General features: G+C 58.3%; 26 protein-coding genes. 8 read left to right on the plus strand and 18 right to left on the minus strand.

The window, feature by feature from the left end; all coding sequences use genetic code 11:
* Positions 1-298: 298 nt before the first annotated feature.
* The 14 genes from QSK43_RS20100 to QSK43_RS20165 all read right to left on the minus strand — a co-directional run bounded on the left by QSK43_RS20100 (position 299) and on the right by QSK43_RS20165 (position 16,157).
* Complete coding sequence (locus QSK43_RS20100) at positions 299-1,177, minus strand: carbohydrate ABC transporter permease (protein WP_332304953.1); 879 nt, start codon at positions 1,175-1,177, stop codon at positions 299-301.
* Positions 1,177-2,265, minus strand: coding sequence for a carbohydrate ABC transporter permease (locus QSK43_RS20105; RefSeq protein WP_332304954.1), 1,089 nt, complete (start codon positions 2,263-2,265; stop codon positions 1,177-1,179). Before QSK43_RS20105 ends, QSK43_RS20100 begins: the two co-directional genes overlap by 1 nt.
* A gap of 12 nt (positions 2,266-2,277) precedes the next feature.
* Positions 2,278-3,546, minus strand: coding sequence for a sugar ABC transporter substrate-binding protein (locus QSK43_RS20110; protein ID WP_332304955.1), 1,269 nt, complete (start codon positions 3,544-3,546; stop codon positions 2,278-2,280).
* Positions 3,547-3,736: 190 nt separating this feature from the next.
* A complete protein-coding gene (locus tag QSK43_RS20115) occupies positions 3,737-4,891 on the minus strand; it encodes an iron-containing alcohol dehydrogenase (RefSeq protein ID WP_332304956.1) in 1,155 nt (384 codons plus the stop codon).
* Positions 4,892-4,903: 12 nt separating this feature from the next.
* Complete coding sequence (locus QSK43_RS20120; RefSeq protein WP_332304957.1) at positions 4,904-6,643, minus strand: nitrilase-related carbon-nitrogen hydrolase; 1,740 nt, start codon at positions 6,641-6,643, stop codon at positions 4,904-4,906.
* A gap of 40 nt (positions 6,644-6,683) precedes the next feature.
* Positions 6,684-7,379 carry an urea ABC transporter ATP-binding subunit UrtE gene (gene urtE, locus QSK43_RS20125; RefSeq protein WP_332304958.1) on the minus strand — a complete coding sequence of 232 codons (696 nt, stop codon included), beginning with the start codon at positions 7,377-7,379 and terminating at the stop codon, positions 6,684-6,686.
* The gene (gene urtD / locus QSK43_RS20130; RefSeq protein ID WP_332304959.1) at positions 7,379-8,128 is read right to left on the minus strand and encodes an urea ABC transporter ATP-binding protein UrtD; all 750 of its coding nucleotides are present in this window, start codon (positions 8,126-8,128) and stop codon (positions 7,379-7,381) included. The genes urtE and urtD overlap by 1 nt, the downstream gene beginning before the upstream one ends.
* Position 8,129: 1 nt before the next feature.
* Positions 8,130-9,269 carry an urea ABC transporter permease subunit UrtC gene (gene urtC / locus QSK43_RS20135; RefSeq protein WP_332304960.1) on the minus strand — a complete coding sequence of 380 codons (1,140 nt, stop codon included), beginning with the start codon at positions 9,267-9,269 and terminating at the stop codon, positions 8,130-8,132.
* 1 nt (position 9,270) lies between these two features.
* On the minus strand, positions 9,271-10,164 hold the full coding sequence (gene urtB / locus QSK43_RS20140; RefSeq protein WP_332304961.1) for an urea ABC transporter permease subunit UrtB: 894 nt from the start codon (positions 10,162-10,164) through the stop codon (positions 9,271-9,273).
* Between the two features lie 153 nt (positions 10,165-10,317).
* Positions 10,318-11,568, minus strand: a complete 1,251-nt coding sequence (locus QSK43_RS20145) for a transporter substrate-binding domain-containing protein (protein WP_332304962.1) — start codon at positions 11,566-11,568, stop codon at positions 10,318-10,320.
* Between the two features lie 250 nt (positions 11,569-11,818).
* Positions 11,819-12,427: an ANTAR domain-containing response regulator gene (locus QSK43_RS20150; RefSeq protein WP_332304963.1), complete on the minus strand. Its 609-nt coding sequence runs from the start codon at positions 12,425-12,427 to the stop codon at positions 11,819-11,821.
* 12 nt (positions 12,428-12,439) lie between these two features.
* Positions 12,440-13,591, minus strand: coding sequence for a transporter substrate-binding domain-containing protein (locus QSK43_RS20155; RefSeq protein WP_332305090.1), 1,152 nt, complete (start codon positions 13,589-13,591; stop codon positions 12,440-12,442).
* A gap of 199 nt (positions 13,592-13,790) precedes the next feature.
* Positions 13,791-15,104, minus strand: coding sequence for an aspartate aminotransferase family protein (locus QSK43_RS20160; RefSeq protein ID WP_332304964.1), 1,314 nt, complete (start codon positions 15,102-15,104; stop codon positions 13,791-13,793).
* 3 nt (positions 15,105-15,107) lie between these two features.
* Positions 15,108-16,157, minus strand: coding sequence for a phosphotransferase enzyme family protein (locus tag QSK43_RS20165; protein WP_332304965.1), 1,050 nt, complete (start codon positions 16,155-16,157; stop codon positions 15,108-15,110).
* 203 nt (positions 16,158-16,360) lie between these two features.
* Here QSK43_RS20165 and QSK43_RS20170 point away from each other — a divergent pair, with 203 nt between their 5' ends.
* The 6 genes from QSK43_RS20170 to QSK43_RS20195 all read left to right on the plus strand — a co-directional run bounded on the left by QSK43_RS20170 (position 16,361) and on the right by QSK43_RS20195 (position 22,252).
* On the plus strand, positions 16,361-17,041 hold the full coding sequence (locus QSK43_RS20170; RefSeq protein ID WP_332304966.1) for a GntR family transcriptional regulator: 681 nt from the start codon (positions 16,361-16,363) through the stop codon (positions 17,039-17,041).
* Positions 17,042-17,115: 74 nt separating this feature from the next.
* Complete coding sequence (locus QSK43_RS20175; RefSeq protein ID WP_045020107.1) at positions 17,116-17,856, plus strand: SDR family NAD(P)-dependent oxidoreductase; 741 nt, start codon at positions 17,116-17,118, stop codon at positions 17,854-17,856.
* Positions 17,857-18,060: 204 nt separating this feature from the next.
* Positions 18,061-19,113 carry an ABC transporter substrate-binding protein gene (locus QSK43_RS20180; protein ID WP_442967865.1) on the plus strand — a complete coding sequence of 351 codons (1,053 nt, stop codon included), beginning with the start codon at positions 18,061-18,063 and terminating at the stop codon, positions 19,111-19,113.
* Between the two features lie 98 nt (positions 19,114-19,211).
* Positions 19,212-20,291, plus strand: coding sequence for an ABC transporter ATP-binding protein (locus QSK43_RS20185; protein ID WP_045020101.1), 1,080 nt, complete (start codon positions 19,212-19,214; stop codon positions 20,289-20,291).
* Positions 20,288-21,466: an ABC transporter permease gene (locus tag QSK43_RS20190; protein ID WP_332304967.1), complete on the plus strand. Its 1,179-nt coding sequence runs from the start codon at positions 20,288-20,290 to the stop codon at positions 21,464-21,466. Before QSK43_RS20185 ends, QSK43_RS20190 begins: the two co-directional genes overlap by 4 nt.
* A gap of 3 nt (positions 21,467-21,469) precedes the next feature.
* The gene (locus QSK43_RS20195) at positions 21,470-22,252 is read left to right on the plus strand and encodes an ABC transporter permease (protein WP_332304968.1); all 783 of its coding nucleotides are present in this window, start codon (positions 21,470-21,472) and stop codon (positions 22,250-22,252) included.
* Positions 22,253-22,371: 119 nt separating this feature from the next.
* Here QSK43_RS20195 and rsgA read toward each other — a convergent pair whose 3' ends face one another.
* From rsgA to QSK43_RS20210, 3 genes are all read right to left on the minus strand, one after another.
* Positions 22,372-23,394: a ribosome small subunit-dependent GTPase A gene (gene rsgA, locus QSK43_RS20200; RefSeq protein WP_332304969.1), complete on the minus strand. Its 1,023-nt coding sequence runs from the start codon at positions 23,392-23,394 to the stop codon at positions 22,372-22,374.
* Positions 23,395-23,425: 31 nt separating this feature from the next.
* A complete protein-coding gene (locus QSK43_RS20205) occupies positions 23,426-23,626 on the minus strand; it encodes a hypothetical protein (RefSeq protein WP_045020097.1) in 201 nt (66 codons plus the stop codon).
* 222 nt (positions 23,627-23,848) lie between these two features.
* Entirely contained in the window at positions 23,849-24,277 is a 429-nt protein-coding gene (locus QSK43_RS20210) for a response regulator (RefSeq protein ID WP_332304970.1), read from the minus strand.
* Positions 24,278-24,360: 83 nt separating this feature from the next.
* Here QSK43_RS20210 and QSK43_RS20215 point away from each other — a divergent pair, with 83 nt between their 5' ends.
* Entirely contained in the window at positions 24,361-24,813 is a 453-nt protein-coding gene (locus QSK43_RS20215; protein WP_332305092.1) for an autotransporter outer membrane beta-barrel domain-containing protein, read from the plus strand.
* 48 nt (positions 24,814-24,861) lie between these two features.
* Here QSK43_RS20215 and QSK43_RS20220 read toward each other — a convergent pair whose 3' ends face one another.
* Positions 24,862-25,728 carry an aldo/keto reductase family oxidoreductase gene (locus QSK43_RS20220; protein ID WP_332304971.1) on the minus strand — a complete coding sequence of 289 codons (867 nt, stop codon included), beginning with the start codon at positions 25,726-25,728 and terminating at the stop codon, positions 24,862-24,864.
* Between the two features lie 119 nt (positions 25,729-25,847).
* Between QSK43_RS20220 and QSK43_RS20225 the strand changes: the two genes are divergently transcribed.
* Positions 25,848-26,756, plus strand: a complete 909-nt coding sequence (locus tag QSK43_RS20225; protein ID WP_045020093.1) for a LysR family transcriptional regulator — start codon at positions 25,848-25,850, stop codon at positions 26,754-26,756.
* Positions 26,757-26,766 lie beyond the last annotated feature (10 nt).

Consider the following 26,766-nt stretch of genomic DNA (forward strand, 5'->3'; position numbering starts at 1 on the left):
GGGGTGGAGCAGCCCGGTAGCTCGTCAGGCTCATAACCTGAAGGCCGCAGGTTCAAATCCTGCCCCCGCAACCAAATATAGAAATATCAAAGGGCTCCGCGGAAACTCGGAGCCCTTTTTGGTGTTCGGCGTCCAGGTCGATCTCGGTGGAGGGACCGGAAAACTCAAACCAAAAACGGTTCAAATCAGAGATCATCGGAAACAAGTCCACTGTTTCCAGTCTGCCACCACGATCAGAAATCGGAAACACAACTCGTAAGCTGCTACCGGTTACGCTCACCCTGTGCAGGCCGAGGCGTCACCCCTTTATCCCGCTCGCCGCGATACTGGAGATGAACAGCCGCTGCAGGCAGAGATAAAAGATCAGCACCGGCAGCGTGATGATGGTGAGATACGCCATGACTTCACCCCAAGGCGTGTTGAGCTGGAAGAAGTATTGCAGGCCTACCATCACAGGCCTGTATGTCTCGGATTGGGTAACAAGAAGCGGCCATAGATACTGCTGGCTGTACATGACGAGAAATTTCAAGATCGCGGCCGTTGCGATGACCGGGCCGCTGAGCGGCATCACCACCTGCGCGTAAATCCGCAGCCAGCTGGCCCCGTCGATGCGCGCCGCCTCCAGCAATTCCTTCGGCAGATCCTTGAAATATTGCGCGAAGAGGAAAATCGTCAGCCCGTCCGCGATCCATGGAATGATCTGCACATGCCAGGAATTCAACCATCCCCAGGTAAACCCGTCGCTGCCGATCCATGGCAGATTGTTGACTTCCAGCAGTAGCGGCACGGCAATGGTTTCAAAGGGAATGATGAGCGTGGCGAGGATGATCGAGAAGAGAACATCCTTTCCGCGCCAGTTCAAAAAGGTGAAGGCGAAGGCGGCAAGCGAACCCAGCAGCAATGCGAGAAACACGGTAACGCCCGTTACCAGAACCGAATTGAATATGAACGTTGCAATCGGCGCCCGGGCGAAAGCCGCGGCGTAGTTTTCGAGTGTGAGATTTCCCACCGGCAGGAATGCGCGTATCGACGCGGCATCGCTCAACAACTGGTCGGTCGGTTTCAGCGACGAGAACCCCATGAACAACAGGGGCAGAATGAAGATCGCCGCGAAGGCGACCATGAGGACATAGTTGCCGATGAGAAAAGTGAGGCTCTTGCGTTGTCCGGCCTGCATCATTGCTTCTCCCTTGTCAGGTATCGCTGTATCAGCGAAATGCACAGAACAAGCAGGAACAGCACGACAGAGATTGCGGAACCTGCGGCAATGTCCTGCTGGCGGTATCCGCGCTCAACCGCCTGATAGACGATGCTCTGGGTAGAATCGCGCGGCCCGCCTTTGGTCATCACATCGATCTGCGCAAAAAGCGCAAAAGCCTGCATGGTAATGACAATGATAATGAGCACCGCGGTGTTGCGCAGAAGCGGCCAGGTTATCATGCTGAATTTCTGCCAGCGGTTCGCTCCTTCGACATCAGCTGCCTCGTAAAGATCAGGGGAGATGGTTTGCAGGCCGGAAAGCCATATGACCATGTGGAAACCGACGCCCTGCCAAACCGACATCACCAGGATGGCCCATAGAGCGGTATCGGTTCTGCCCAACCAGTCGATGGGCTGGAACAACCCGAAGCTCATGTAACTCAAAAGGCTGTTGAGCAGCCCGTTATCCGCCGCATAGATAAACCGCCACAGAAGCGCCACCACCACCACCGATAGCACCACCGGCATGAAATAGATCGCGCGGAAAATCGTGACGCCGGGGACCTTCTGGTTCACCAGCAGGGCAAGAAACAGCGCCAGCGCAGCCTGAACCGGCGCAACGACCACCACGAAGGAAAGCGTGTTGACGAGCGCCGTTAAAAATACGACGTCGCTCGCGAGAATGACGACCTGTTTCTCGCCCCAGGTGAAGCTCTTATATTCCCGCATTCCCTCCAGGTGTGGATAGTCGGGATTGTTGCGCGTGAAACTTCGAATTCTCGGATAGGAGATGGTGCCATCCGCATCGCGCTTGATGCTCCCATCCGCCTCCTTCTCCGGCTCGAGCGTCAGCACTCCGACACCCAGCAGCCGGGTATAGTTTTCAATGCCGACAAACTCGGTCGGATTGGGAGATGTCAGCCGCTGGTTGGTGAAGGAAAAACCGAGCCCCAGCAAAAAGGGTGTGATCAGGAACAGCCCGATCAGCACCATCGCCGGCGCAGCCATGAACCAACCCGTGAGACTGTTCCGGGTCAGCTTTCCCTGCGAAGAAAAGAGCGTCATCGATCCGTACCCCTATTTGGGTTGGTAGCCGGAATTGCGCTCTATGTTGTTGTTTATCTCGTCCGTTGCGTTGTCCAGTGTATCGGCAACGTCCGCGCCGTTGGCAATATCGGAAACAGCCTTGGAAAAGACCGGCGACATGAAGGCGTAAGCGGGGGTCACCGGACGCAACGTTCCCTGGCGCTTGGACAGTTCGAAGAAAACTTCGAGTGGGCCGCCCTGCTTGTAGTTCTTCGTCATCTGGGCAGCCGAGGACGTGGCCGGGATAAGGCCGATCGCATCCGAGAATTGCGCGAGATATTTGTCCTGTATGGCGAATTCGATGAAGGCCGATGCGCCTTCCGGATGTTTGCTGGTGGCCGATACGCCAAACTGCCAGGATCCGGCGCCGATCTTCGGACCCTGCCCGAAATCAGGCGCAGGCAGGAACAGCAGATCGTCTCCGTATTTCTCCAGAGCCTTCACCGCAACCCAGTTGCCCATCCATTGCAGGGCATGGCGACCTTCCAGAAAGCCGGTTTCATGGTCGGCAGGTGATTGCGATGTTCCGGGGGCTAGCTTTTTCTCGAATAAAGATTGCCACCATTCGCCGAACTTGACGGCATTGTCTCCGTTGAGAAAGTCCTCGGCGGTTTGATAACCTTCCTTGTCAATCAAGCTGCCGCCGAAGCTTTCCAGAAACGGGCTGAAAGCATAGCTGTACCATTCGGTTTTATCGGCCATGCCAAGGTCGATTGCATATTCGAACTTACCGCTCGCAGCGAGCTTTTCGAGAGCTGTATTGAACTCCTCACCGGTCCACGGTTGGTCAAGCGTTGGAATACGAATGCCGTTTTCGTCGAGAACTGATTTGCGGGCGAATACTGCTACGGCTGCATCCCACAGGCCGACCGAATAGAGCTTGTCTCCCCACCTGCCCACCGCACCGGGCAGGAAATTCGCAAGCTTTGCCTCATCGATCTTCAGTGGTTGCAGATAACCGGACCATGCCCAGTTCGGCATGTTCGGCCCGTCGACATCGAGAATGTCGGGCAGCTTGTTGGAAAGCGCAGCGGCGGTGACGGATTCGTTATATGCATTTTGCGGGAATTCCTGAAGCGAGACCCGCCAGTCTGACTGAGACGAATTGAAGTCGTCGATGATGCCGGCCAGAATTTTGCGTTCTTCCACGTTGCCCGCACCGTGATACCACATCGTCAAGTCGGTCTGTGCCAGTGCGACAGTTGAAAAAAGCATTGACAGGGCAGCGGCTGCCCCCACGAGAGTGGCTTTGATGGTCATAGATGGTCCTCCTCCTGACGAAGGGTAACTTCAACATCTACGGATTGTTCCGAAGAAAATTTGCATTCTGGCACTGCATCTTTCTTCGGCTGCAGCCTGTGCCAGGGAAGACATGAAGGTCGAGGCGGCACAGTTAGCTTCAGGCTGAGGTGATTGTCACGTCAGACGCGAACCAGCATCTAGCACCTGTCTACCAAGCGGCTTCGTAGATACCGGCGGCATCCGATAGAGACACCGGGCGCGGATTGTTGACGAGCAGACGGGTCTGTTCCATCGCGCTTTGCGCCAGCAGAGGAAGCCCCTCCTTGGAAATTCCGACATCCCGTAAACGCACGGGCAGGTTCAGGCGCATAGGGAGCATCGCCAACCCTTCGATAAAACCGGAAAGCCGCTCGGCTTGACCGACAGGCTCAAGGTGAGGAAAGATGCAAGGCGCCAGCTCGGCATAAGCATCGCCACATTCGCTCGCATTGAAGCGCAGGACATGCGGTAGGACAAGACTGTTGGAAAGGCCGTGCGGGACGTGATAATGGCCACCGATCGGATAGGCGAGCGCATGGACGGCGGCGACCGGCGAATTGGCAAAGGCCTGGCCGGCGAGCATCGCGCCTAGCAACATCGCCTGCCTGGCGGCCAGATCGGTTCCGGTCTTGACGGCGATATCGATATTCGCCCCGAGAAGCCGAAGAGCCTCCTTGGCAAGGGTACGCGAAACCGGATTGTTGTTTGCACTTGCAGAGGTGAAAGCCTCGATGGCGTGCACCATGGCGTCAATTCCCGTTGCAGCCGTTACGGCTGGAGGAAGGCCGATTGTCAGGTTTGCGTCGAGAAGGGCCGCATCCGGTAGCAGGATCGGCGATACGACGCCCTTTTTCTGATGTGCGCCTGTGGTCACGATGGAAATCGGTGTGACTTCTGATCCGGTGCCTGCCGTAGTGGGCACAAGCACCAGCGGCAGACGCTGTCCGGTCACATTGCCAACCCCGTAGATATTGCCGAGCGCTTCGCCGCTTTTGGCCAGAAGCGCCACCAGCTTCGCGACATCGAGCGATGAGCCGCCCCCAATGCCAAGTACACCCGTGGCTCCAAAACCAACCGCCTGCTCCACAGCCGCATGAACGATTGCTTCCGGCGGGTCGGCGACGACGCCGGTGAAGATAGATATTTCGGCGCCGCCTCCCGAAAGGCTGGTGAGGGCGGGCTGCACCAGCCCCGCCTTGACGACCCCTTCGTCCGAAATCACCAGAACACGCGACCCGAGCCGGGTCTTCAGTTCCGAAAGCCTTGCGATGCAGCCCGGTCCTGCAATTATCTGCGGGGCGGTTGCAAATGTGAATGCGTACATCGTGCTAGTCTCTCATTGATGCCACTTGACCAGCGGCTGATAGTGATGCGGTTGGCGCATGACGACAAGGTCCTTTCTCCGAACAATATTTGTCGGATAGGGCGTATCGAGATTGGTGGTGTCGACGGTTGCCGCAGCAATCCCGTCTTCGTCCAGGATCGCCGATTCCTGGCGCGGAAAGGCAAAGGAATCCGGTCCGAACACCGCACTTTTGCCGAGGTATCCCCGCGCCGCATCCAGCACATTGGCGAAGGCGAAATAGACGTTGTTTTCGCCGCCGCGCACGCGCAACGCATGCCAGTGATAGGGGTCTGCGCCCTTGGGAATCGGATAGTTGTGCGGGATTTTCGTGCCGGCGTGACCGCCGGTGAACGTACCGGCGATCGCGGAGGGGCAGGCGACCAGATCGCATCCCATCAACGAGAGCGAACGGATGGCTTCCGGATAGAGCGCGTCGTGGCCAATAGCCAGGCCGACGCGGCCAATGGCAAGATCGTAGACTTTCCATTCGTCGCCAGCCGTCGCCCAGCTATCGGCAATTCCAAGATGTGTCTTGCGGTAGCTGCCCACAAGTCCCTCGGGGCCTGCAAGGATCGCGCTGTTATAGACCTTGTCTCCATCCGCCTCGGCAAATCCGGCGACAAGATGGAAGCCGAGCTTCATTGCCAGACGAACGAAGGCCGATACCGTCGGGCCAGAGAGCGGCTCCGCCCGGCTTTGCGGCGCGTCCAGTCCGGTCAGCGACAGTTCCGGAAAAACCAGAATGTCCGGCGCTGATGTCTCTTTCGCCTCGGTTGCCAGCTTGGTAATGCGGGCAATGTTGTCGGCGATCACAGAGGACGGGGCGAACTGGGCAACGGCGGCACGCGATGCGCGTCCGCCTGGGATGGGCTGATAGCCATAGAGGCGGAAGTAGTCGCCTGGATTCCAGGTGAAACTGTTGGTCATCATGTTCATGTAGAGCTCTGGTCGGCGGGACTTGAACACCGGCTCGCACAAGACCTCGCGGCGGCGGGCGCGTGCAAGATCGACCGTGCCATAGGCAATTCCGTCGCCTGTATCGATTGACGCGGCGACCGTTCCGTCGGGCTCGATCAGGCAGCTTCCCCCGGAAAACTGCACGGTTCTCTCCAATCCCCACCGATTGCTTTCGATGACATAGCACGCGTTTTCGAAGGCGCGGTTGATCCAGTAGGGTGCGGGCGTGCGTTCCTGTAGCCAGTTGGAGATGTGGCAGATGATGTCGGCACCGGCCAGAGCCTCCAGCCGTGCTGTCTCGAAGAAGTGCAGATCCATGCAGACCAGCATCGATATCCGGCCGATCTCCGTTTCGAACACTTCGTGGACGATATCGCCGTTGGCGGCCCATTTCGGTTCGGCGATATAGGGGTGCGACTTGCGGTGCCTGCCGACGACGCCCTCGGGGCCGATCAGAACGGCGGTATTATAATAGAGATCGCTCGCCGGATCGACTTCCGGCATGCCGACGACAATGTAGCAGTGGTGTCTGCTGGCAATGGCCTGGAAGACATCGGTGGTTGGTCCGGGGATAGTCTCGACGAAAGGTTTCACTTCCGCTCTGTCAAACCAGCAATAGCCGGTCGTGCCCATTTCAGGCGTGACGATCAGGCGCGCACCTGCCTCCGCCGCTTCCTCGCAAAGGGCTGCCAGCCGACCGATATTGCGTGCCTTTTCAAACATGGTCGGTTCGAACTGGATGGCGGCGGCGGTGTAGCTCTGTATCAATGTCATGGTTTTTCCATTGTCTCTATTGAAAGGGTATCCGGCTGTCTCAAAGAGCCATATGCCGATGAACAAGAGCGTCGGACAGCGTGTCGATCGCGCCAGCCGCAACGACGCTTCCCTTCTCCAGCATTGCGAACTGGTGAGACGCATGCCGCGCAAATGCGACGTTTTGCTCAACGAGGACGATCGTAATGCCGATCTCTCGATTGAGCCGGATGATGATCTTTTCAATCTCCTCGACGATGGAGGGCTGAATGCCTTCGTTGGGTTCATCGAGAAGCAGCACTTTTGGATCCGAGGCCAGGGCGCGGGCGATGGCAAGCTGCTGTTGCTGGCCGCCCGAAAGCACGCCGCCCGGTCGATCGAGATTGGCCATCAGGTAAGGAAAAAGTTCCGGCACCAGCGCTGGAATTTCGCGTTTGCGATCGGCACGCGCAAAGGCGCCCATCAGGATGTTCTCGCCGATGGTAAAGTCCGGAATGATCTCCCTGCCCTGGGGGACATAGGCGATCCCGGCCCGTGCCCGCATATGCGTCGGGGAGGAGGCGATGTCCGTTCCCTGCAGGCGCATTTCGCCCGTCATGCGGTCGGTCAGCGCCATCAGGGTTTTCAACAGCGTCGTTTTCCCGGTGCCGTTGCGGCCGAGAATGCTCGTCACCTTGCCGGCCGGAATATCGAGCGTGACGCCGTGCAGGATATGGCTGCGGCCATAATAGCTGTGCACGTCTTTCAATGACAGCATCAGGATATTCCTTTCGAACCGAGATAGGCTGCACGGACGTTAGGATTGCGCTCGATATCTTCGACGCTTCCCTCCGCCAGAACCTCCCCGAGATGGAGAACGGTGATGTGCTCGGCGATTTCGCGGACGAACCCCATGTCGTGTTCGACGACGAGGATCGTATGGCGACCTTTGAGGTTGTTGATGATCTCTGCGGTCTTGCGGGTCTCCGCCTGGGTCATGCCAGCCGTTGGCTCGTCGAGCAGAACCACCTTGGGATCCTGGACGATAAGCATGCCCAGCTCCAGCCACTGTGTCTGGCCGTGACTGAGATAGGCGGCCATCGCGTTCTGCTCGGCTTCGAGGCCCGTTAGTGCCAGAACGTCGTCCACACGCCTTGCCTCGGCCCGCGAAAACCCAAACCGGAGATTGGCAAGCACGGAAGGGTTACGGCAATTGGCGACCTCCAGGTTCTGCCGCACCGTCAGATCACGAAAGACGCTGGGGATCTGGAATTTCCGGCCAATTCCGGCGCGTGCAATCCTGTGTTCTGGCCAGTTGGTGATGTCGGTGTCGTAGACGAAGACCTTGCCCTGCGTACTGTGGGTCTTGCCGCTGACCAGATCCATCAAGGTCGTCTTGCCGGCGCCGTTTGCACCGAGCAGCACACGCAGCTCGCCGTCGAAGACGGTGATGCTGACATTGTTGACGGCTCTGAAACCGCCGAAATCGACGCTGAGACCGTCGATGGTCAATGCGATCGCACTCATGTCACAATGCCTCGCTTTGCTGCTGCAATGATGAAGATGCCGCACCTGGTTTGAGCCGGCGGATAAACTGCCGCAGCACATCATGTGCAAGGCCCCCAAGACCACGTGGCATGAACAGAACGACGAGGACGAAGATGAGGCCGATGATCGCTTTCCACGCCTCGACCAGTGCTTCGGTCTCGCTGACTTCAGCCTCGATCATGTTGATCAGGATCGCGCCGATGCAGGCGCCAAGCAGGGAGGAACGGCCGCCGACGGCAGCCCAGACGACCATCGTCACCGAGAAGGACAGATCCATGAACGTCGGAGAGGCGAACTCCGCGACGACCACGTAGAGCATGCCGGCAACGCCGGCGATCCCCGCCGAAATGGCGAAGAAGAACACCTGATAGAGCGAGACGTCGAAACCGAGATAGCGGGCGCGAACATGATCGTCGCGGATTGCCTGCAGGATGAGGCCTGCACGGGTTTCCACCACAACACGGGCACCGATGAGTGTCAGCGACAGGCACACGGCGCACAGATAATAGGTCGCCCGGCTGTAGGGGTCGAATTCGATGCCGCCGATCGTCAGCCATCCAAGATCCGTCAGGCCGTTAAAGCCGTTTGTCACCGGTTGCGCATCGACCATGATGAGACGCACGAGCAGAACAAGCGCCAGCGTGATGATCGAGACGAACACGCCGGAAATGCGCTTGCGGAAAACCAGCATACCGAGTGCGCCGGCAATCACCACTGGAAGCATGATGCCGAGTACGAGACCCACCGACTGGCTTTGAAAGGGAAGCCAGAGGAAGGAGCCCTTGTTGATGCAGCACAGTTCCGTCGGTGCGCCGGGCTCGGCATTCCAGAGCATGAAATCCGGAACAGGCTTGTCAGAGCCCTGTTGCAGACTGGTCAGACTCGACAGCTTCAGCGACATGGCGAGCATGTAAGCGCCCAGGCCGAAAAACAGTCCCTGGCCGAGATTTAGGATGCCTGCATAGCCCCATGTGAGCGCGATGGCCACGCCGAGCATGCCGTAGACAAGATATTTCGAAATGCGGTTCAGCCAGAACTCGTCACCGAAGACGGGTGCTGCAAAGATCAGCGCGATGAATATGACATAGGCGGCGATCTGGAATTTTCGTTCGATGCTCATGTCAGCGTCCCTTGAATGAGAACAGCCCGCTGGGCTTGACGAGAATGACGAGGATGACGACTCCGAAAACGACGGCGCGTGCCAGAATGTCGTTGGTCCCGATGGCGACCAGCGCATTGATTTCGCCCAGAAGCCCCGAAGACAGGATGGTCCCGAAAAGGCTGCCGACCCCGCCGGTGACGACCACCATGAATCCGTCGACGACCATGGTCGTGCCCATGTCGGGAAAGACGGTCTTGAAGCCGGACATCATGACGCCGGCGACACCGGCAAGACCGGAACCGAAAGCAAACGTCATGGCGTTGACGCGTTTCACGTCGATGCCGCAGGCCGCAGCCATTTTCGGATTGCGGATGATGGCGCGCACCTGCATGCCCGCCGTCGTCCGGTAGAGAATGAACCACGTCATAAGCGTCAGCGCTGCCGTAACCGCGATGGTGAAGGTGCGGTACGCGTTGATGTCCGCCCCCGCGAGCCTGAACGTGCCTTGCAGAAACGAAGGCACCGCGACATTCTGCAGTCCTGCTCCAAGGCCTTCGATATGAATGCCGAAAAAAGACAAACCGAATTCGAGCCTTACCGCCTGCTGCAAAAGGATGGCGATGCCCCATGTTGCGAGAAGCGTGTCCAGCAGGCGCCCGTAGAGCCACCTTACGACCACCCGTTCGATCGCGAGACCGAGCAACGCCGTCACGAAGAAAGCCAGCGGTATCGCGAGCAAAAGGCTTGTTTTTAGCCAAATGCCCGAGAGGACTGCGACGTAGGCGCCGATCATCACCATTTCGCCGTGGGCCATGTTGATGACGCCCATGGCGCCGTAGGTGATGGCGAGGCCAAGTGCCACCAGAAGAAGGATCGAGCCGAGACTGAGGCCGATAAAGAGAATGTCGAGCATAACGCCACCGTTGGTGAAAAGGCCGGGCCAAGCTTGTTCCTGCTCCTTGCCGATCCCCGAAGCGGATCGGCGCTGCGCACAGGAAAAGCGCAGACCCGTCTTGCCGAGACATGGTCCCGCCACACATGGATGGCGGGACGACGCGGGGAGGGGTCAGCCCTTGAGCTTTGCTGCGTCGAGACCCTTGCCGGTGCAGAACAGATTGCTTTCCGTTTCACCATAGGCCGAATAGGGCAGCGGCTTGATCGGCGCGGGGTAGGCGTTGACCACCTTGCTCTGGCCGTCCGGCTGCCATTGCCCGATCCGGGGCGTCAGCCAGCAATGCAGGTTGTCGGGGTCTGTGGTCACCTTGCCGCCAGGTGCGTCATAGGTCTGGCCGCGAATGCCGGCCCGGATCGCGTCGGCTGACAGGTCGCCGGATTTTTCGACCGCCTGCTTCCACAGAAATACCTGGAAATAGGCGGCTTCGAGCGAGTGATATGTCACGGCTTTCGGGTCGTTGACGAACGTCCTGAAGCGGTCGATGAAGCTCTTGTTGGCTGGCGTTTCGATCGACATGAAGTAGGGGAACGAGGTGTAGCTGCCGGCCGCATATTCGGCGCCCATGGCTGCGATCTCGATTTCGGACGTGACCGTGGCGCAGATCGGGATAACCTCCTGCGAGAGCCCCTGGTTCTTGAACTCGCGGTAAAAGGCGATGATCGAGTCGCCGACGACATTGGACAAGACCACGTCAGCGCCGGACTCCTTGATCTTGCTGACCATGACGGCCCATTCCGAGTGGCCAAGCTCCAGATATTCGTCCGCCACCCATTCTGCGCCGGCCGCCTCGATCAGTTTCTTGGAAACCTTGGCCATCTCGCGCGGGTAGACATAGTTCGAGCCAACGATGAAGAACTTCTTCTTGCCCAGCTTCTCGACGATCCAGGGAATGTAGTTGGAGAGTTGCTGGTTCGGAACGGCGCCGGAATAGACGACATTGCGCGAGCATTCGAAGCCTTCGTAGTGCGTCTGGTAAAACAGCATCGCGCCGCGCCGTTCGAAGATCGGCAGTACGGCCTTGCGGCTGGCGGAGGTGTGGCAGCCGAATACAGTCGAAATCTTGTCCTTGAGGATCAGCTTCGACGCCTTTTCGCTAAAGGTCTTCGGGTCGGAAGCTCCGTCTTCCACGACCACTTCGACCTGGCGGCCGAGAACGCCGCCCGCCGCGTTGATTTCGGCCACGGCCATCATGACCCCGTTGGCCAGAAGTTTCTCGGCAACAGAAAGCCCACCCGTCTGGGAGTAGAGCGCACCGACCTTGATGGCATCAGCTGCAAAGGCCCGGCTGCCCAGAGCTGGCAGGGTGAGTGCGGCGGAAGCGGTGGCTGCGGTTTTCAGAAATTCTCGTCTGTTGAACACCATCTTGGTTCCCCTTTTTTTGATTGGCGCACGCGGCGGCACTGCCTGACTCGATGGTGAGGCTTTCGTGCCGAAAATTTGGTTGGAGGGCTGACGTCACTGTCAGCAGACAACAAAAAACCCGCGAGGCTTTTCACAGCCTGCGGGCACCCTTGCCATCACCGCATCACGGCCAGGCCGCGTGCAACAGCGGCACATGGCTTCGCGAAGCGAAGGGATGTGCCGGAGGTGTTTATTTGAAACACATGAAAAACTAATCATGTTTTTGGGACGGGCGCAAGAGCTGTTCCGCGTTGATAATCGAATTGGCGATTTCATCGATCGGCACACGCCGGGCCATCGCCTGCTCACGCATTTCGCGATACGCCTCATTCTCGCTGGTGCCGCGATTGGCCATCAGAATGGCCTTGGCCCGGGCAAGCTTCTGGTCACCCAATACCTTGCGCTTATATTTGCGCGCTTCCTTGACGAGCTTCTGACGCTCCAGCCAGAGGCTGCGGGCGATGGCGAGATTGGTCAGCAAACCGAACGGTTTGATCGGCCTCTCGACAATGGCAAGCGCGCCGCTTTCCAGAACGATCTGCAATGTGGAGGGGTTTTCGTAACCGACAATGGCGAGCATGGTCGGAGCAGGATTGGGGAGACACTTCAGCAGGCGTTCGATTTCCGGTCGCGCCTCATCTTCCATTGCAAGGAAAACGACATCTGTGCCGTTTGGCAACTCGGAAGGCACCGGCCAGAGGCAACTGACCGTACAGCCAATACGGCGTAGATGATCGACCAGGAACTCTCCTTCGGATGTCCGGGGATGGATAACCAGAACCTTGAGGTCCCGCAAATCTCTGAGAAGGGCGAAAGACATCGTCGCTCCCTCTCAGACCTGAACACGATGTGGGAAGGTCTGCGTCAGGTCCGGGCGATATTCGCGCATGAACGGATCTGGCGCGACGCGCAACGACGGATCATAGACGATGTCATAACCGCCTTGCGCATTCACCCTTGCCACTCTTGGCCACAGATGCGTGTGGTTTGTCAGGCGGTCTATCTTCACAGCGCCCTGCGGGGCGTCGTACTCGACCTCATAGAGGGCCGGCAGAAGCTGCTCGAGCCCGTCGCCACCGGCACGCTGCAACGCCGCCGCATAGAGATAAACCTGGAAATAGGCAGCTTCGGCCGGAGCGGTCGGCAGCATCTGCAGGCCGTATCGCTGCTGGTAAGCCGAGACGAAGGCGCGGGCGCGGGGTGTATCCAGAGAGGCGAAAAAGGGGGCTGCGGTGATATGCCCCTCGGCCACTTCCGGCCGCATGCGGATCACGTCGGCCTCGCTTGTCGATTGACTCGCGATCGGCATCATCGATGCATCGAATCCCGCCTCCTTGAACGCCGTGTAGAACGGAATGATACCATCGCCAACGATCGTCGAATAGATGACGTCCGGCCGTGCCGCGCGGATGTGCCGGATGATCTTGGCGACATCCTCGGTCTTGAGATTCAGCGGAACATACATCTCGTCCAGAACCTGTCCGCCCACTTGAAGAAAGAGGTCGCTGATCGTCCGGTTCGATTCATAAGGATAGACGTAGTTCGAACCCACGAGAAAAACTCGTTTTCCATAATGCTTGATGAGGAAATCGACCAATTGGACGGAGTTTTGATTAGGGGCTGCGCCTGTGTAGATACAGTTCCGGGAATATTCGAAACCCTCGTACAGCGTCGGATAGAACAACAATGCATTACGGGCCTCGATGACGGGCAGAACAGCTTTGCGGGTGCTCGACATATGGCAACCGAAAACGACCCGGATCCGATCTTCGTCGCAAAGCTTGACCGCAAGCTCCTTATAGAGATTAGGAGTTGATTGCGGATCGTAGGCGACGGGTTCGATCGCCCGGCCAAGCACGCCGCCCGCCGCATTGATTTCGTTGATCGCCAGCAAGCTTGCGGCCCTCTGGGTTTTTTCCACGGCTCCGGTCACGCCCGTTTCGGAGAACAGCACACCGACCCGCCAGCTTTTTGAATTCATCATCGCCACCCAAAAAATAAAAAAGCTCCCGCCCGTTTCCGGTCGAGAGCTACCCTGCTCATGGAATATCAGCGACCCATTGGGGCCTGCCAGCGGATACTGGCAGTTTCTTTGTCCGGTGACAATAGCATGTCGAGGGCGCGCCATTCGCCGTCATTTTGCTTCGCCGTTTCACACCCGGAAAACGGGGTTGCCGCTGCCATCATCGCCCAGTCTTCAGTGTGTCGTCCAAAGCTTCCAGCAGCATATCGGCGTTCTCGCGTGAGAAAACGAGTGGAGGTCGGATTTTCAGGATGTTGGCATTGGGGCCGGAGGCGCTGATAAGAATGCGGCGATCACGAAGACCGTTTACGATACGGGTCGTCAAGGCAGCATCCGGACGTTTTGTGGCTGGTTCACCGACGATCTCTACGCCGATGAATAGACCAGAGCCGCGTACATCACCGATTGCCGGGTGAGAGAGACTTCTCAGACCCTCCATCAAGTAGCGTCCGACCTCGAGCGCATTTTGCTGCAGGCCTTCGATGCGGATCGTGTCAAGCACAGCCTTGCCGGCGGCTGCGGCCACCGGATTGCCGCCGAAGGTGTTGAAATACCGCGCGCGCGGACCGAATTCGGCGATGACCTCCGGGCGCAGCACGATGCCCGCCATCGGATAGCCGTTGCCCATGGGCTTGCCGATCGTCACCATGTCGGGTGAAACGCCGTGGCGTTCGAACCCCCACATTGTTTCACCGGTACGGCCGAAGCCGGGTTGCACTTCGTCGGCGATGAAGAGGGCACCGGCCTCGTGGATCGCATCCACCGCAGGTTTGAGAAACCCCTTCGGCCCGGCGAAAATGCCATCGCTTGAGAATATCGTGTCGACGATCAGCATGGCTGGCTTGATGCCGTGGCGCTTCAGGTCGGCGATGGCTGCACGCACGTCGCGACCGAACTTTTCCATCATCTCGTCAGGCGAATGACGATAGCTGTCCGGAGCTGGAATGGTCCGCACATGCGGCCCGAGCGTCACGGTTTCACCGAGCGAGGGAGAAAACTCCGCCACAGCGCTTGTCAGCCCATGATAGGCAAGCTCCGTGGCGATAATGCCGGTCCCGCCGGTGACAAAACGGGCGATCCGAAATGCCAGGTCGTTTGCTTCGCTGCCTGTGCAGGTAAACATGGCCTGACTGAGCGTTTCGGGGAATGTCGCCGTCAGCGTTTCGGCATATTCGACAATGCCTTCGTGCAGGTAACGTGTGTGGGTGTTGAGGATCGCGGTCTGCTTCGTGACCGCTTCCACAACGCGCGGGTGGCAATGTCCGAGCGACGCGACGTTGTTGTAGGCGTCGAGATATTTTTCGCCGGCACTGTCATAGAGGAAGACGCCTTCGCCGCGCACGAGGTGAAGCGGCTTTTCGTAGAAGAGACGGTAGGCAGGCCCCAGTACCTTTTCACGACGAGCGATCAGCGCGCGTTCGGTTTCATCCAGCCGTTCGAAGTCTTCGTGCGAGAAAGCATTTACCATCGACATGATTCAAGCCTCGGAAAGGTTCGGCACGAGCGTTTTCAGCTGTGCGGGTGTTAAATCGGAGATGTTGAGGATGCCCCGCCAGGCAGAGGCGTGGTTGCGCATGATATAGCTGGCGTTCTCGGGCACTCGTGCCGAGCGCCATTCGGCAATGATGATCGACATCGCAAGTCGGGCCCGGATCAGCGCCGGCAGAAGCTCCAGTTCGGCGGGTTCAAGCGTGCGTGCAGAGCGATAACCCTCCAGAAAGGCGCCAATTCGCGCAGCCCAATTGTCCGTCGCCAGATGATAGGAAAGCGCCACCGCAAGATCGTTGACGAGCGGCGCATGCACCATGTCGCCGAAGTCGATGATGCCCACGACCTCGGTCTGCCTGTCCGGGTTGAGCAGTATATTGTGCGGATTGAAGTCGTTATGGATGATCTGGCGACGCCCAAGCCCGTTGATCGCAGACGTCGCGCGCTCGAATTCGCGCAGTATCGCGTCCACCCGTGCGCGACGCTCCGGCGCGACATGGTCGATAACGTTGGCGAGATCGAGCGTGTGAGAAATGTCCCACATCAGCTTTCCGGCCGGAGGACGTCCATTGTAGTTTTCAAGGCCAACCCCGAGCGCGGCCAATGCCCGGCCGACATTCCGGCTCTGCGCTTCGCAGTTTTGCGTGCGGTACTGCAATTCGCCGCGAAGGAAGGTCAGCAGGCGCATGGTGCGTGGACCGTCAGACGTTTCCAGAGTGTGGCTCCGTTCGCCGCTATTCGTGAAGACAAGCCGTGGCACGGGAACGGAGGGTGCGGCTGATGCAAGATGCAAGAGTGCACCGTCCTGAAAATCGAGCGCGAGCGGATCTTCTGCGGGGTTGGCGATCTTCAGGACGAACTCGGTTCCGTCGTCGCGCGTAAACAGAAAGGTCTCGTCGCGCTCGCTGGAAAGCCTCTTTGCAGTGCCGGAAAAGCCATAGATATCCCGGACCGTGGCCTCTGCATCGGCCAGTCCCGTCACATTCCATGTCGCCAGCATGGAGTCCGTTTTCTCGATGGCAGTCGATGGCTTCGTCATGCGTCCTCCATTACGCGTGATTCTCTGCGTCTCACTCTATCGCCGCTGCTTTCATCGGCTTGTGCTACCTGTGGAAATTTGTTTTCCCGGTCGCACGCCCATGCCTTGTCCGTCACAAATATCACCGCGGTGAAAAACGAAGCTTGCAACCTGCGTAATAAGATGCATCAAGTATCTTATTACGCAATTTTTCGGACCAGTCCATGCCTGAATTTCCGATACTGGAATATGAGAACCTGAATAGTGCGATTTACGGCAAGCTGTGCGATGCCCTGATCCAGGGGCAATTCCGGCCAGGCGATCGGTTGAAGATCCGCGATCTCGCGGAGCAATTCGGCACGAGCGTAACGCCGATCCGCGATGCCATCCTGCGGCTGGCCAATGATGAGGCGATCATCTTCCGCTCGCCTCGAGATATCCGGATTCCAGGCATGAACGAGAGCCGTTACAAGGAAATCCGAGCGATCCGTTTACGGCTTGAAGGATTGGCTGCGGAAACCGCCGCGCAGCTGGCAACGAGTGCCGATATCGCCGCATTGGAGAGTATTTTGCGTGAAAATGAACAGGCAATCGCCAATGGCGACCGGTTGAAAGGTACGGAACTCAATCAGGTCTTCCACTTCATGCTGCCGAAAATTGCCGGACTTCCGCTTCTGAACGGCATCCTGCGGCGGCTCTGGCTGCAGATGGGCCCACATATTTCTGATGCCTATATTCAAGGTGGGCGGACGATGATCGACCATCATTATCCGGTCATCGACGCCCTCAAGCGCCACGATTCTGCGGCTGCTTCCATGGCAATCGTCGATGATATCCTGCTCGGCGGGAAGCCTATACTGGAACGCCTGGAGCGGGAAAACGAGCGTCAGTTACGACAGGGATAGGCTTTGGAGAGAGAAGGCTTGCATTTCGCGGATTCCGAATTACGATGCATCAAACATCAACAGAGAATGCTCGAATGACCGAAGAACGGCGTTACATGTTGTTGACAGGGGCAAGCCGCGGCATAGGCCACGCCACGGTGAAGCTGTTTCAATCGAAGGGCTGGCGCATACTAACAGTGTCGCGCCAACCTTTCTCCGAGGAATGTGCCTGGCCGTCGGCTCGCGAAAGCCATATTCAGGCGGATCTTTCCGACCTGACGCAGATTGACCGCCTTGCTGCAACCGTGCGGGAACGGCTGCCCAATGGCCGGTTGCACGCGCTGGTCAACAATGCCGGCATTTCGCCGAAGGGGCCGGACAGGAGCCGCCTCGGCGTCACGGGCACGGACGCGGACATCTGGACGCAGGTGCTTAATGTCAATGTCGTATCGACGGCGCTGATCGCCCGCGCCCTGATACCGGAGCTTGAAGCGGCCAAGGGGTCGATCGTCAACGTCACCTCCATTGCGGGAACGCGGGTCCATCCATTTGCCGGTGTTGCCTATGCGGCGTCCAAGGCGGCCCTTGGCTCGCTGACGCGGGAAATGGCGCATGAATTCGGCCGCCGTGGGGTCAGGGCAAACGCCATCGCTCCCGGTGAAATCGAGACATCGATCCTGTCGCCCGGGACCGACGCCCTCGTGGCGGCGGAAGTGCCCATGCAGAGGTTGGGTGACCCGCGCGAAGTCGCAGAAACCATCTATTTTCTCTGCACGGAGCCATCGTCCTACATCAACGGCGCCGAAATCCACATCAACGGAGGGCAGCACGTCTGAAAACGATCCATTCGCCGTCGACCGGCAATGATCGTAAATGGTTCTATCGACTGAAGGCACCCAAAGGGAGATGGGTGAGCATCAGCCGGAAAGACTGCACGACATCGATATGCCAAAGGCGACGATGGGCGACGATTTGCATGAAGAAATCATTATCGGAACAGGACCTATCGGTTCCTGCAATAACCAAAAAAGGGGAATGCCATGAAAGCTTTCGTGAAACCCGGAGTTCTGGCGGCCGTGGCCGTCATTGTGTCCGCAAGCCTTGTCTCGCCGGCCTTTGCGCGGGACCTGACCGTCGTCTCCTGGGGCGGCAATTACCAGGATGCGCAGCGCAACATCTACTTCAAACCCTTTGCAGAAAAGACGGGGAAACCGGTTTTGGACGAGGCTTGGGATGGCGGCATCGGTGTCATCCAGTCGAAGGTCAAGGCCGGCGCGCCGAACTGGGATGCGGTTCAGGTGGAAGCCGAAGAGCTGGCGCTTGGCTGTGCAGATGGTCTCTATGAGAAGATCAACTGGGACAAGATGGGCGGCAAGGACAAGTTTCTCGACTCCGCCGTCAATGATTGTGGCGTGGGCGCCATCGTCTGGTCGACCGCAATTGCCTATGATGGCGACAAGCTGAAGGTGGGCCCTGCAACCTGGGCCGATTTCTGGGATGTCAAGAAATTCCCCGGCAAGCGCTCGCTGCGCAAGGGACCGAAATACACGCTCGAATTCGCACTGCTCGCCGATGGCGTATCAAAGGACAAACTCTATGATGTCCTGGCCACGGAAGAGGGCGTGGCGCGCGCGTTCAAGAAGCTCGACGAGCTGAAGTCCAGCATCGTCTGGTGGGAATCGGGTGCACAGCCGCTTCAGTTCCTGGCATCAGGTGAAGTGGCGATGACATCGGCCTACAACGGCCGTATCACCGGCATAAACCGATCCGAAGGCAAGAATTTCAAGGTCGTTTTTCCCGGCAGCATCTACGCTGTCGACAGCTGGGTCGTGTTGAAAGACGCCGAGAACAAGGATGCCGCGCAGGACTTCATCGCGTTTGCAAGCCAGCCCGAAAACCAGGCCAAGCTACCGGAATTCGTCGCCTACGGCCTGCCGAACAAGGATGCCGCAGCCAAGGTCCCGGAGAAATTTGCCAAGGATCTGCCCACTGATCCGGCAAATATGACCGACTCGATTCCGCTGAATGTCGATTTCTGGATCGACAATGCAGAGACGCTGACGCAGCGTTTCAACGCCTGGCTTGCCCAGTAAGGCCGTCCTCGCAGAAGGGCGCTCTAAAAGAGTGCCCTTCCTTTCTGGTCAGATGCATTTTCCGTGGTTTCCCGGTGAGACGTCGTCTGCCTCAAGTGATGGAGTCTTCCGTGGCGGAATTCATTCGATTTGACAACATTACGAAATTCTATGGCCCGCTCTGCGTCGTCGAAAACCTCGATCTCGGCATAGACAAGGGCGAATTCGTCAGCCTGCTTGGCCCGTCAGGCTCCGGCAAGACGACGCTGCTGATGATGCTCGCCGGTTTCGAGCAGGCTACCTCGGGCACTATTTTGCTGGACGGCAATGCCATCAATAATGTGCCGACCTACAAGCGCGACATGGGTGTCGTGTTCCAGAGTTACGCATTGTTTCCCCATATGTCGGTTGGGGAAAATGTCGCTTTTCCACTCCAGATGCGCGGCATGGGCAAAGCGGAGATCGGCAAACGCGTTGCAAGGGCGCTGGACATGGTGCAGCTGTCAGCCTTTGCCGACCGTCGCCCGTCCCAGCTTTCCGGTGGTCAGCAGCAGCGCGTGGCGCTGTCCCGCGCCCTGGTTTTCGAACCACGCGTCGTTTTGATGGACGAGCCGCTCGGGGCGCTCGACAAGCAATTGCGCGAACAGATGCAACTCGACATCCGCGACCTGCATAGACGTCTTGGTCTGACCATCGTCTTCGTCACCCATGACCAGTCGGAGGCGCTGACCATGTCGGACCGCGTGGCCGTCTTCAACAAGGGCAAGATCGAGCAGATCGGAACACCGCGGCAGGTCTATGATGAACCCGCGACGCGCTTCGTCGCTGAATTTATCGGCGAAACCAATCTGGTTGAAGGTGTGGTCGAGGCGGTTCAGGCAGGCCAGGCTGTTGTCCGCCTCCCGTCCGGCGCTGAAGTCTTATCGGCCGTTTCCGCCACGGTTTCCCCCGGCCAGACAGTGTATGTGTCCATCCGCCCCGAACGGGTCGATCTCAGCGAGACGCGAGGCGAGGCGCACAACTGTCTGGAAGCGGAGATCACCGACTCGGTTTATCAGGGGGATCATCTGCGTGTTCAGTTGCAGAATGCGTCGCATCAACTGATCGCGAAGCTTGGCCGGCGATCGCGCGAGTTTCAGCCGGGCACCAAGGTCTACGCCGCCTTTTCGGCCGATGATTGTCGGGTCATTTCGCCATGAAAGCGCTGACATCCCGAACCAGCCGGTCGCTGCTTCTGCTGGCGCCACTGCTCATCTTCCTTCTCGGCTTTTTTGTCTGGCCGCTGTTCAGCATGATGTCGCAGTCGGTGTCCGATACCGCCGTGCTGCGCCTGCTGCCGCGCAGCGCCGAAGTGCTTCCGGGATGGGACCGGATCTCGCCGCCGAGCAGCGCCATGCAAACCGCGCTGATGGACGATTTGAAGGCGGTCGCTGACGATCAGGCGCTTGGCGACATGGTGCGACGCCTCAACAGCGCCCGCTCCGGTTTCCGCACGTTGATGTCGAAGACCACCAGCGCGCTCGCAGATACGGCAAATCCGCCCGTCGATCTCGTTACCATCGATAAGCGCTGGGAGAAGCCGGAATTCTGGTTGGCAATTGCCGATGCGCTATCGCCGCTGACGGACCGGAACCTGCTGGCCGCCGTCGATCTCGGTCGCAACGCGACCGGGCAGATCGAACACCTGCCCGCCGATCAGTCGGCCAACCGCACCATTCTCATTCGCACATTCTGGATCGCGGGCCTCGTCACCTTCGCCTGTGCATGTATCGGTTTTCCCTATGCGATCATCGCGGCTTCGCTCACCGGCTGGAAGCGTGACCTGATGTTGGGCGCCGTCCTCCTGCCCCTCTGGACCTCGCTTCTTGTGCGCACCGCGGCTTGGTTCATCCTTTTGCAGGAAAAAGGGCTTATCAACGATGCCTTGCAAATGCTTGGCCTGATCGATAGCCCGCTGCCGCTGATCTTCAACCGCACGGGCGTGATCATCGCCATGACCCATGTGCTGCTACCGTTTATGGTGCTGCCGATCTATTCGGTGTTGATCACCATTCCGAAGAACCTGATGCCGGCGGCAGCATCGCTGGGCGCCCATCCGCTACGCGCCTTCCTGCGCGTGCTTCTGCCGCTCAGCCTGCGCGGCGTCGCCTCCGGTAGCCTGCTCGTGTTTATCTCGGCGATCGGCTATTACATCACGCCCGCGCTGATCGGCGGGCCGGGCGATCAGATGATCTCATCGATCATCGCGTTTTACGCCATCGGGTCGGCGAACTGGGGCATGGCCGGCGCACTGGGCGTCGTCCTGCTGGTCGCGACATTGATTCTCTATAGCGTCTATGCGCGGCTCTCCGCCGAAGAATCGGAAAGGTATTAGGCCATGCCGATGAAGCTCACCAAATTCGCTTTCGCGTCGATAACGATGCTCTTCCTTGTGGCGCCACTCATAGCCATCCTGCCGCTTGCCTTCACCTCCAGCGTCATCCTCACCTATCCAATCCCATCCTGGTCGCTGCGCTGGTTCGAGGAACTGTTCACGGCGGATGCCTGGCGGCGGGCGATCGTCAACAGCATCATCATCGGCACGGGAACGACCTCGCTTGCGACCGTGCTCGGTACGGCAGCGTCACTCGGTTTGCGCAACCGGCTCATCTTCTTTCGCGGAACGATGCGCACGCTCTTTCTTCTGCCGATGGTAGTACCGGCAGTCGTTCTGGGTGTCGGAATGCAGGTACTGCTTGCGCGCTTCGGTCTCACAAACAGCTATGCCGGTGTGATTATCGCGCACACCGTCGTTGCCGTCCCCTTCGTCGTGGTGAGCGTGACAGGCGCGTTAGCCGGAATCGACAGGCGCGTGGAACTCGCTGCAGAAAGCCTGGGTGCTTCGCCCATAACAGTCTTTCGACGCGTCACTCTGCCGCTTGCCATGCCAGGCGTCCTGTCCGGAGCCGTCCTGGCATTCGCAACTTCGCTCGATGAAGTCGTCTTGACACTCTTCGTCGCCGGCCCGAACCAGCGCACATTGGCACGGCAGATGTTCTCCAGCATCAGGGAAAATATCAGCCCCGCAATTGCTGCCGCCGCATTCCTGTTCATTGCCGTCACAGTGGTTGTCGGCCTTATCGTCATGCTGTCGCGTTTGACTTTGGCAAAGCGACGGTAGCGACTTCACATGAGTAGAGCCCTCTATGTCTGGCACAATACATACCCGGTTCCCAGACAGGAAGATCGCCCCCAAGAATTCACGGGGCGAAACTTCATATCTTCAAGGTGTGCAGAGCCTCAATATTTTTTCTTTCGAACGCTCTTGTTGCCGCGTGGTCCGCTGATGACGGGTGTTCTGTCGCGGTTTTCTGAAACAAGGCGTCTCCAGCGGTCGACGCGGTCTGCGGCCAAAACGCCGCTTTTGACTGCTGCCTGAACGGCGCAGCCCGGCTCATGCGCATGGGTGCAATCACGAAATCGGCAAAGCGGCGCCAGTTCCACTATGTCGGAAAAAAGCGTGTCGATCCCGTCCGTGACGTCGCTGACAAGAAGTGTTCTTATTCCCGGCGTATCTATAACCCAGCCGCCGCCTGCAATAGCATGCAGCGATCGTGCGGTCGTGGTGTGACGGCCTTGCGCGTCATATTCGCGAATGGTCCCGGTTTTTTGCATTGAGTCAGATTCAGGTCCAATCAGCGTGTTCACCAGCGTTGACTTTCCGACACCGGAAGATCCTACCAGGGCGATCGTTTGGCCAATGCCACACCAGGGACTCAAAAGAGCAATTGCATCGGCAGAGCGCCCGTTCAGGGCAACAACAGGTAGGTCACGCTGCAAAGCTTCGGCCTGGGCTTGAAATAGGCTAACGTCGGCCGAGGTGTCAGCTTTCGTCAAAACGATCACCGGCTTGGTTCCTGCTTGGTTAGCCGTGATCAGATAACGTTCTAAACGGTCAATATTGAAATCGGCGTTGCACGATGTCACGATCAACAGTGTATCGATGTTGGCGGCAACAAGTTGCTGGCCGCGTCCGACCTCTGGTCGTCGCTGAAACAGGGTCTTTCGGTCGAGGCGGCTGACGAGCATGCCGGACAGGGGGTCGGCAAGTATCCAATCGCCCACCGCGAGGTCAGCCGTGTTAACATCGGCTGGAATCTCCACCTTGACTGGCCCTGTGACGCCGATCGCCTCGATGCGTGTCCGGTGAACCGACGCTACGCGCCTGGGCAACAGCTCTGTTTCGGTCGGGCCGATCTGGTCGGCGAAAAAGTCAGACCAGCCAAGCGACGCCAAGGCTGAGGGAAGATGGGAGTTTGTCAAATTCTGCTTCGCAATCGTTGATCGGGTTTGCCTATGATTTTCGCAGGCTTCCTGCCTGATTGCTCTGATGATCTCGCTTTGGCAAAGATTTTGCGTAAGCGGCAGCTTCGCCGGAGTAGGGGAAACTTTCTCCTAGCTGACGTTCGCCATCGTGAACTTCGAAGGCAGGACCATCGATTTCGACGATCTTGTACCCATTCACATATTCAAACTTCGGTGTTTTCCAGCCCATAAATGTCCTCCGGTTTCGTCGAATATTTTCGACCCTTGAAGATGATGTCCGATCGTTACAATCAGCAGTCCACTACTCTATCAGGTGTTTGCACAGAAGACGAACCAGCCAGCGTCGGTTCTATGACTTTAACGTTCGCCAATCCCGCCTGACCCTCGGTGATCTGCGCAATCGGCGTCAGGAGGCTAACGGGAATGGACTCCTGGCCCACCAGAAGGATTGTCAGGAGCGGCAGGCAGATGACGGCACTTTCAGACGCAGGTCCAAGCTTAATTCAGCTGGAAAGGGGTTGAACGCTTCAGCAATTGCTTTTTGCAGTTCGTCCCCATCAACCGGCTTGCTGAGGAGGCGATAGCCGCTTTCCGATATCGATTTCAATACGGACGGAGAGGTGTCACCCGACAGCAGGAATGCCGGTATTGATCGGCCGATATATTGCTGGAGTTCGCCAATAACATCCAGACCCGTTGCTCCGTTCTCCAGCCTGTAATCCGCTATTATGAGATCTACAGGCGATCGACTGTGGCCTGACATTGTCGTGTGAAGCTGGGTTACTTCCCTAGCCGACCTCCCGGCATAGACACGGTATCCGACCACCGTGAGGAGCTGACGGATGGCATCGAGCACATCGGGCTCGTCATCGACGACCATAATGCACCGGGAGTGCCTTATGGGATCTGCAATAGGAGAGGGAGCGGCGATGGATTCTATCTTCAAGGGATGCCCAAGCAGATCTGCGGTGCGCCGAACGATCGACAAACCGAGCCGCAGGCTTCGAGCCTTTTGCGAACCTGGCTTACGTGCATCTGCAAACCGAGGGCATCGGCGAAGACGGTTCAGCTGGGCCGAAGTCACAAAGCGGAAATGACGATAATCTTTTCACGACGCTGGGCGTGCGTGTTCAGGGCGATATTCCCACAGGCGACAATTCGAGGCTGACGGCGCGCGGTATGCTGGGATGGCGGCATGCTTTCGGGGATGTCTCGCCTGAAACCGAACTGACATTCACCAGAGGATCGGCCTTTTCGGTGGAGGGTTCTCCGCTGGCAAGGGATGCTTTCATCGTTGAGGCAGGTATCGATTATTCCCTGACGAAGGCCGTAACACTGGGCGTTTCCTATTCCGGGCAAATATCGTCCGCCGTACAGGCGCACGGAGTGCGCGGCGATCTCGTCTGGAGGTTCTGAGTACCTGACACCTCGGCTCAGGCTAAAGCGACAACCGTCAATCCAGATTCAATCGGCGATCGTCGCAAGAGCAGTCATGGCGCTATCCGGGAGATCGAGGGATGCGGCCGCAAGGTTCTGGCGCAGATGCACTCGCGAAGACGTGCCGGGAATAAGCAGGATATTGGCTGACCGTTTCAGAAGCCAGGCGAGCGCTACCTGTAGCGGCGAGGCGTCCAGGCGCGTGGCGACATCTGAGAGCACCGTCGATTGCAGCGGAGAAAAGCCTCCGAGCGGAAAGAATGGAACATAGGCGATGCCCCGCGTTGCGAGCACGTCTATCAGGGCATCGTCCTGTCGATGCGCCAGATTATATTGGTTCTGCACGCAAACGATCTCCACCATCTTTCCAGCGTCCGTAATCTGCCGGGCTGTGACGTTCGACAGACCGATATGCCGGATCAGTCCCTGCCGTTGCAGATCTGCCAGTACCGCAAGGGGCGCTTCGAGCGATCCTTCGGCGGGACCGTGCACGTCGAACATCGCCCGCAGGTTGACGACATCCAGCGCCTCCACACCAAGATTGCGAAGATTATCGTGCACTGCCTGGGTTAGTTCCTTTTTCGAGAAGGCCGGGTTCCAGGAGGCGTCGGCACCGCGGGTCGCGCCGATCTTTGTGACGATCAGGAGATCATCAGGATAGGGATGCAGCGCCTCGCGAATGATCTGATTGGTAATGTGCGGCCCATAGAAATCGCTCGTGTCGATATGATTGATGCCGTTGTCCACTGCCTCTCGCAGTACTGCGACCGCTTCATCGCGATCTTTTGGCGGGCCGAAGACCCCTTTACCGGCTAACTGCATGGCCCCGTAGCCCATCCGCCTGATGTTGCGGCCAGCAAGTGGGAAGGTCCCAGCGTGGTTGAGTGCTGTCATTTGATTTCTCCCGTTGTCTGCCTCCAATATAGAGTTGATGGAATTGAAGTCACAATTGGCTATAGTCAGGACAGCCTGTCCGGAAATATGGACAATCCAATGTCGGCGGGAGGTGCCATATGCCAGACTTCAACGATATCAGTGCGTTCCTGTTGGTTGCTCGTGCTCGTGGCTTTCGTCAGGCAGCGCGTGCCAGTGGCATTAGTTCGTCGGCGCTCAGCGATGCGATCAAGCGCCTGGAAAATGAGCTTGGGATACGCCTTCTCAATCGCACCACCCGCAGCGTTCTGCCAACCGAAGCCGGCAGTGAACTGCTTCGACGACTGGATCCCGCCTTTGCGGAAATCCACTCGGCCCTCGATCAGGTCAATAGCGATCGCGATCGGGTGGCAGGCTCGCTGAAGCTCAACGTCCCGGTCAGTGCCGCCCGGCTGGTCCTGCCGGGCATCGTTCCACCGTTTCTCGCTGCCTATCCGGATATTCGCTTGGAAATCGTCACCGACGAGAATTTTGTCGACATCATTTCCGCCGGTTGCGATGCGGGTATCCGGTATGACGAGCGGCTTGAACAGGACATGATCGCGGTGCCAATCGGACCTCGCACACAGCGCTTTGCCCTTGCCGCAGCACCGCAATATCTTGCTGTGCAGGGGCGTCCCAACCATCCGCGAGACCTGCTTGGGCATGCCTGCATTCGAGGTCGTTTCGCCGGTCGGGCCGTCACGTCCTGGGAATTCGAACGCGGCGGCGAGACGGTGGTCATCGATCCGCCGGGCCAACTCCTCGTACAATCGGGCGGCGGCACGGATCTTGGTGTCAGCGCTGCCATTGCCGGTATGGGTATCGTCTATCTCTTCGAGGATTGGCTGGAGCCGCATCTGGCAAGCGGCGCACTCGAGCCCCTGCTGGAGCCGTGGTGGCTGAGCTTCTCAGGCCCCTATCTCTATTATCCCGGCCGCCGGCTGGTGCCGGCACCTCTCCGTGCCTTCATCGACTTCATCAAGGGTGGCAAGAAGGTGGAATCATAAAGTGTTTGCG

The sequence above is a fragment of the Rhizobium sp. GR12 genome (genome assembly GCF_036596185.1).
GTDB classification, from domain to species: Bacteria; Pseudomonadota; Alphaproteobacteria; order Rhizobiales; family Rhizobiaceae; genus Agrobacterium; species Agrobacterium nepotum.

Bases quoted from the DNA above. Each gene is read 5' to 3' on its own strand.
- QSK43_RS20100 (WP_332304953.1), bottom strand. From the start codon at position 1,177: ATGCAGGCCGGACAACGCAAGAGCCTCACTTTTCTCATCGGCAACTAT.
- QSK43_RS20105 (WP_332304954.1), bottom strand. From the start codon at position 2,265: ATGACGCTCTTTTCTTCGCAGGGAAAGCTGACCCGGAACAGTCTCACG.
- QSK43_RS20110 (WP_332304955.1), bottom strand. From the start codon at position 3,546: ATGACCATCAAAGCCACTCTCGTGGGGGCAGCCGCTGCCCTGTCAATG.
- QSK43_RS20115 (WP_332304956.1), bottom strand. From the start codon at position 4,891: ATGTACGCATTCACATTTGCAACCGCCCCGCAGATAATTGCAGGACCG.
- QSK43_RS20120 (WP_332304957.1), bottom strand. From the start codon at position 6,643: ATGACATTGATACAGAGCTACACCGCCGCCGCCATCCAGTTCGAACCG.
- urtE (WP_332304958.1), bottom strand. From the start codon at position 7,379: ATGCTGTCATTGAAAGACGTGCACAGCTATTATGGCCGCAGCCATATC.
- urtD (WP_332304959.1), bottom strand. From the start codon at position 8,128: ATGAGTGCGATCGCATTGACCATCGACGGTCTCAGCGTCGATTTCGGC.
- urtC (WP_332304960.1), bottom strand. From the start codon at position 9,269: ATGAGCATCGAACGAAAATTCCAGATCGCCGCCTATGTCATATTCATC.
- urtB (WP_332304961.1), bottom strand. From the start codon at position 10,164: ATGCTCGACATTCTCTTTATCGGCCTCAGTCTCGGCTCGATCCTTCTT.
- QSK43_RS20145 (WP_332304962.1), bottom strand. From the start codon at position 11,568: ATGGTGTTCAACAGACGAGAATTTCTGAAAACCGCAGCCACCGCTTCC.
- QSK43_RS20150 (WP_332304963.1), bottom strand. From the start codon at position 12,427: ATGTCTTTCGCCCTTCTCAGAGATTTGCGGGACCTCAAGGTTCTGGTT.
- QSK43_RS20155 (WP_332305090.1), bottom strand. From the start codon at position 13,591: ATGATGAATTCAAAAAGCTGGCGGGTCGGTGTGCTGTTCTCCGAAACG.
- QSK43_RS20160 (WP_332304964.1), bottom strand. From the start codon at position 15,104: ATGTCGATGGTAAATGCTTTCTCGCACGAAGACTTCGAACGGCTGGAT.
- QSK43_RS20165 (WP_332304965.1), bottom strand. From the start codon at position 16,157: ATGACGAAGCCATCGACTGCCATCGAGAAAACGGACTCCATGCTGGCG.
- QSK43_RS20170 (WP_332304966.1), top strand. From the start codon at position 16,361: ATGCCTGAATTTCCGATACTGGAATATGAGAACCTGAATAGTGCGATT.
- QSK43_RS20175 (WP_045020107.1), top strand. From the start codon at position 17,116: ATGACCGAAGAACGGCGTTACATGTTGTTGACAGGGGCAAGCCGCGGC.
- QSK43_RS20180 (WP_442967865.1), top strand. From the start codon at position 18,061: ATGAAAGCTTTCGTGAAACCCGGAGTTCTGGCGGCCGTGGCCGTCATT.
- QSK43_RS20185 (WP_045020101.1), top strand. From the start codon at position 19,212: ATGGAGTCTTCCGTGGCGGAATTCATTCGATTTGACAACATTACGAAA.
- QSK43_RS20190 (WP_332304967.1), top strand. From the start codon at position 20,288: ATGAAAGCGCTGACATCCCGAACCAGCCGGTCGCTGCTTCTGCTGGCG.
- QSK43_RS20195 (WP_332304968.1), top strand. From the start codon at position 21,470: ATGCCGATGAAGCTCACCAAATTCGCTTTCGCGTCGATAACGATGCTC.
- QSK43_RS20205 (WP_045020097.1), bottom strand. From the start codon at position 23,626: ATGGGCTGGAAAACACCGAAGTTTGAATATGTGAATGGGTACAAGATC.
- QSK43_RS20210 (WP_332304970.1), bottom strand. From the start codon at position 24,277: ATGGTCGTCGATGACGAGCCCGATGTGCTCGATGCCATCCGTCAGCTC.
- QSK43_RS20220 (WP_332304971.1), bottom strand. From the start codon at position 25,728: ATGACAGCACTCAACCACGCTGGGACCTTCCCACTTGCTGGCCGCAAC.
- QSK43_RS20225 (WP_045020093.1), top strand. From the start codon at position 25,848: ATGCCAGACTTCAACGATATCAGTGCGTTCCTGTTGGTTGCTCGTGCT.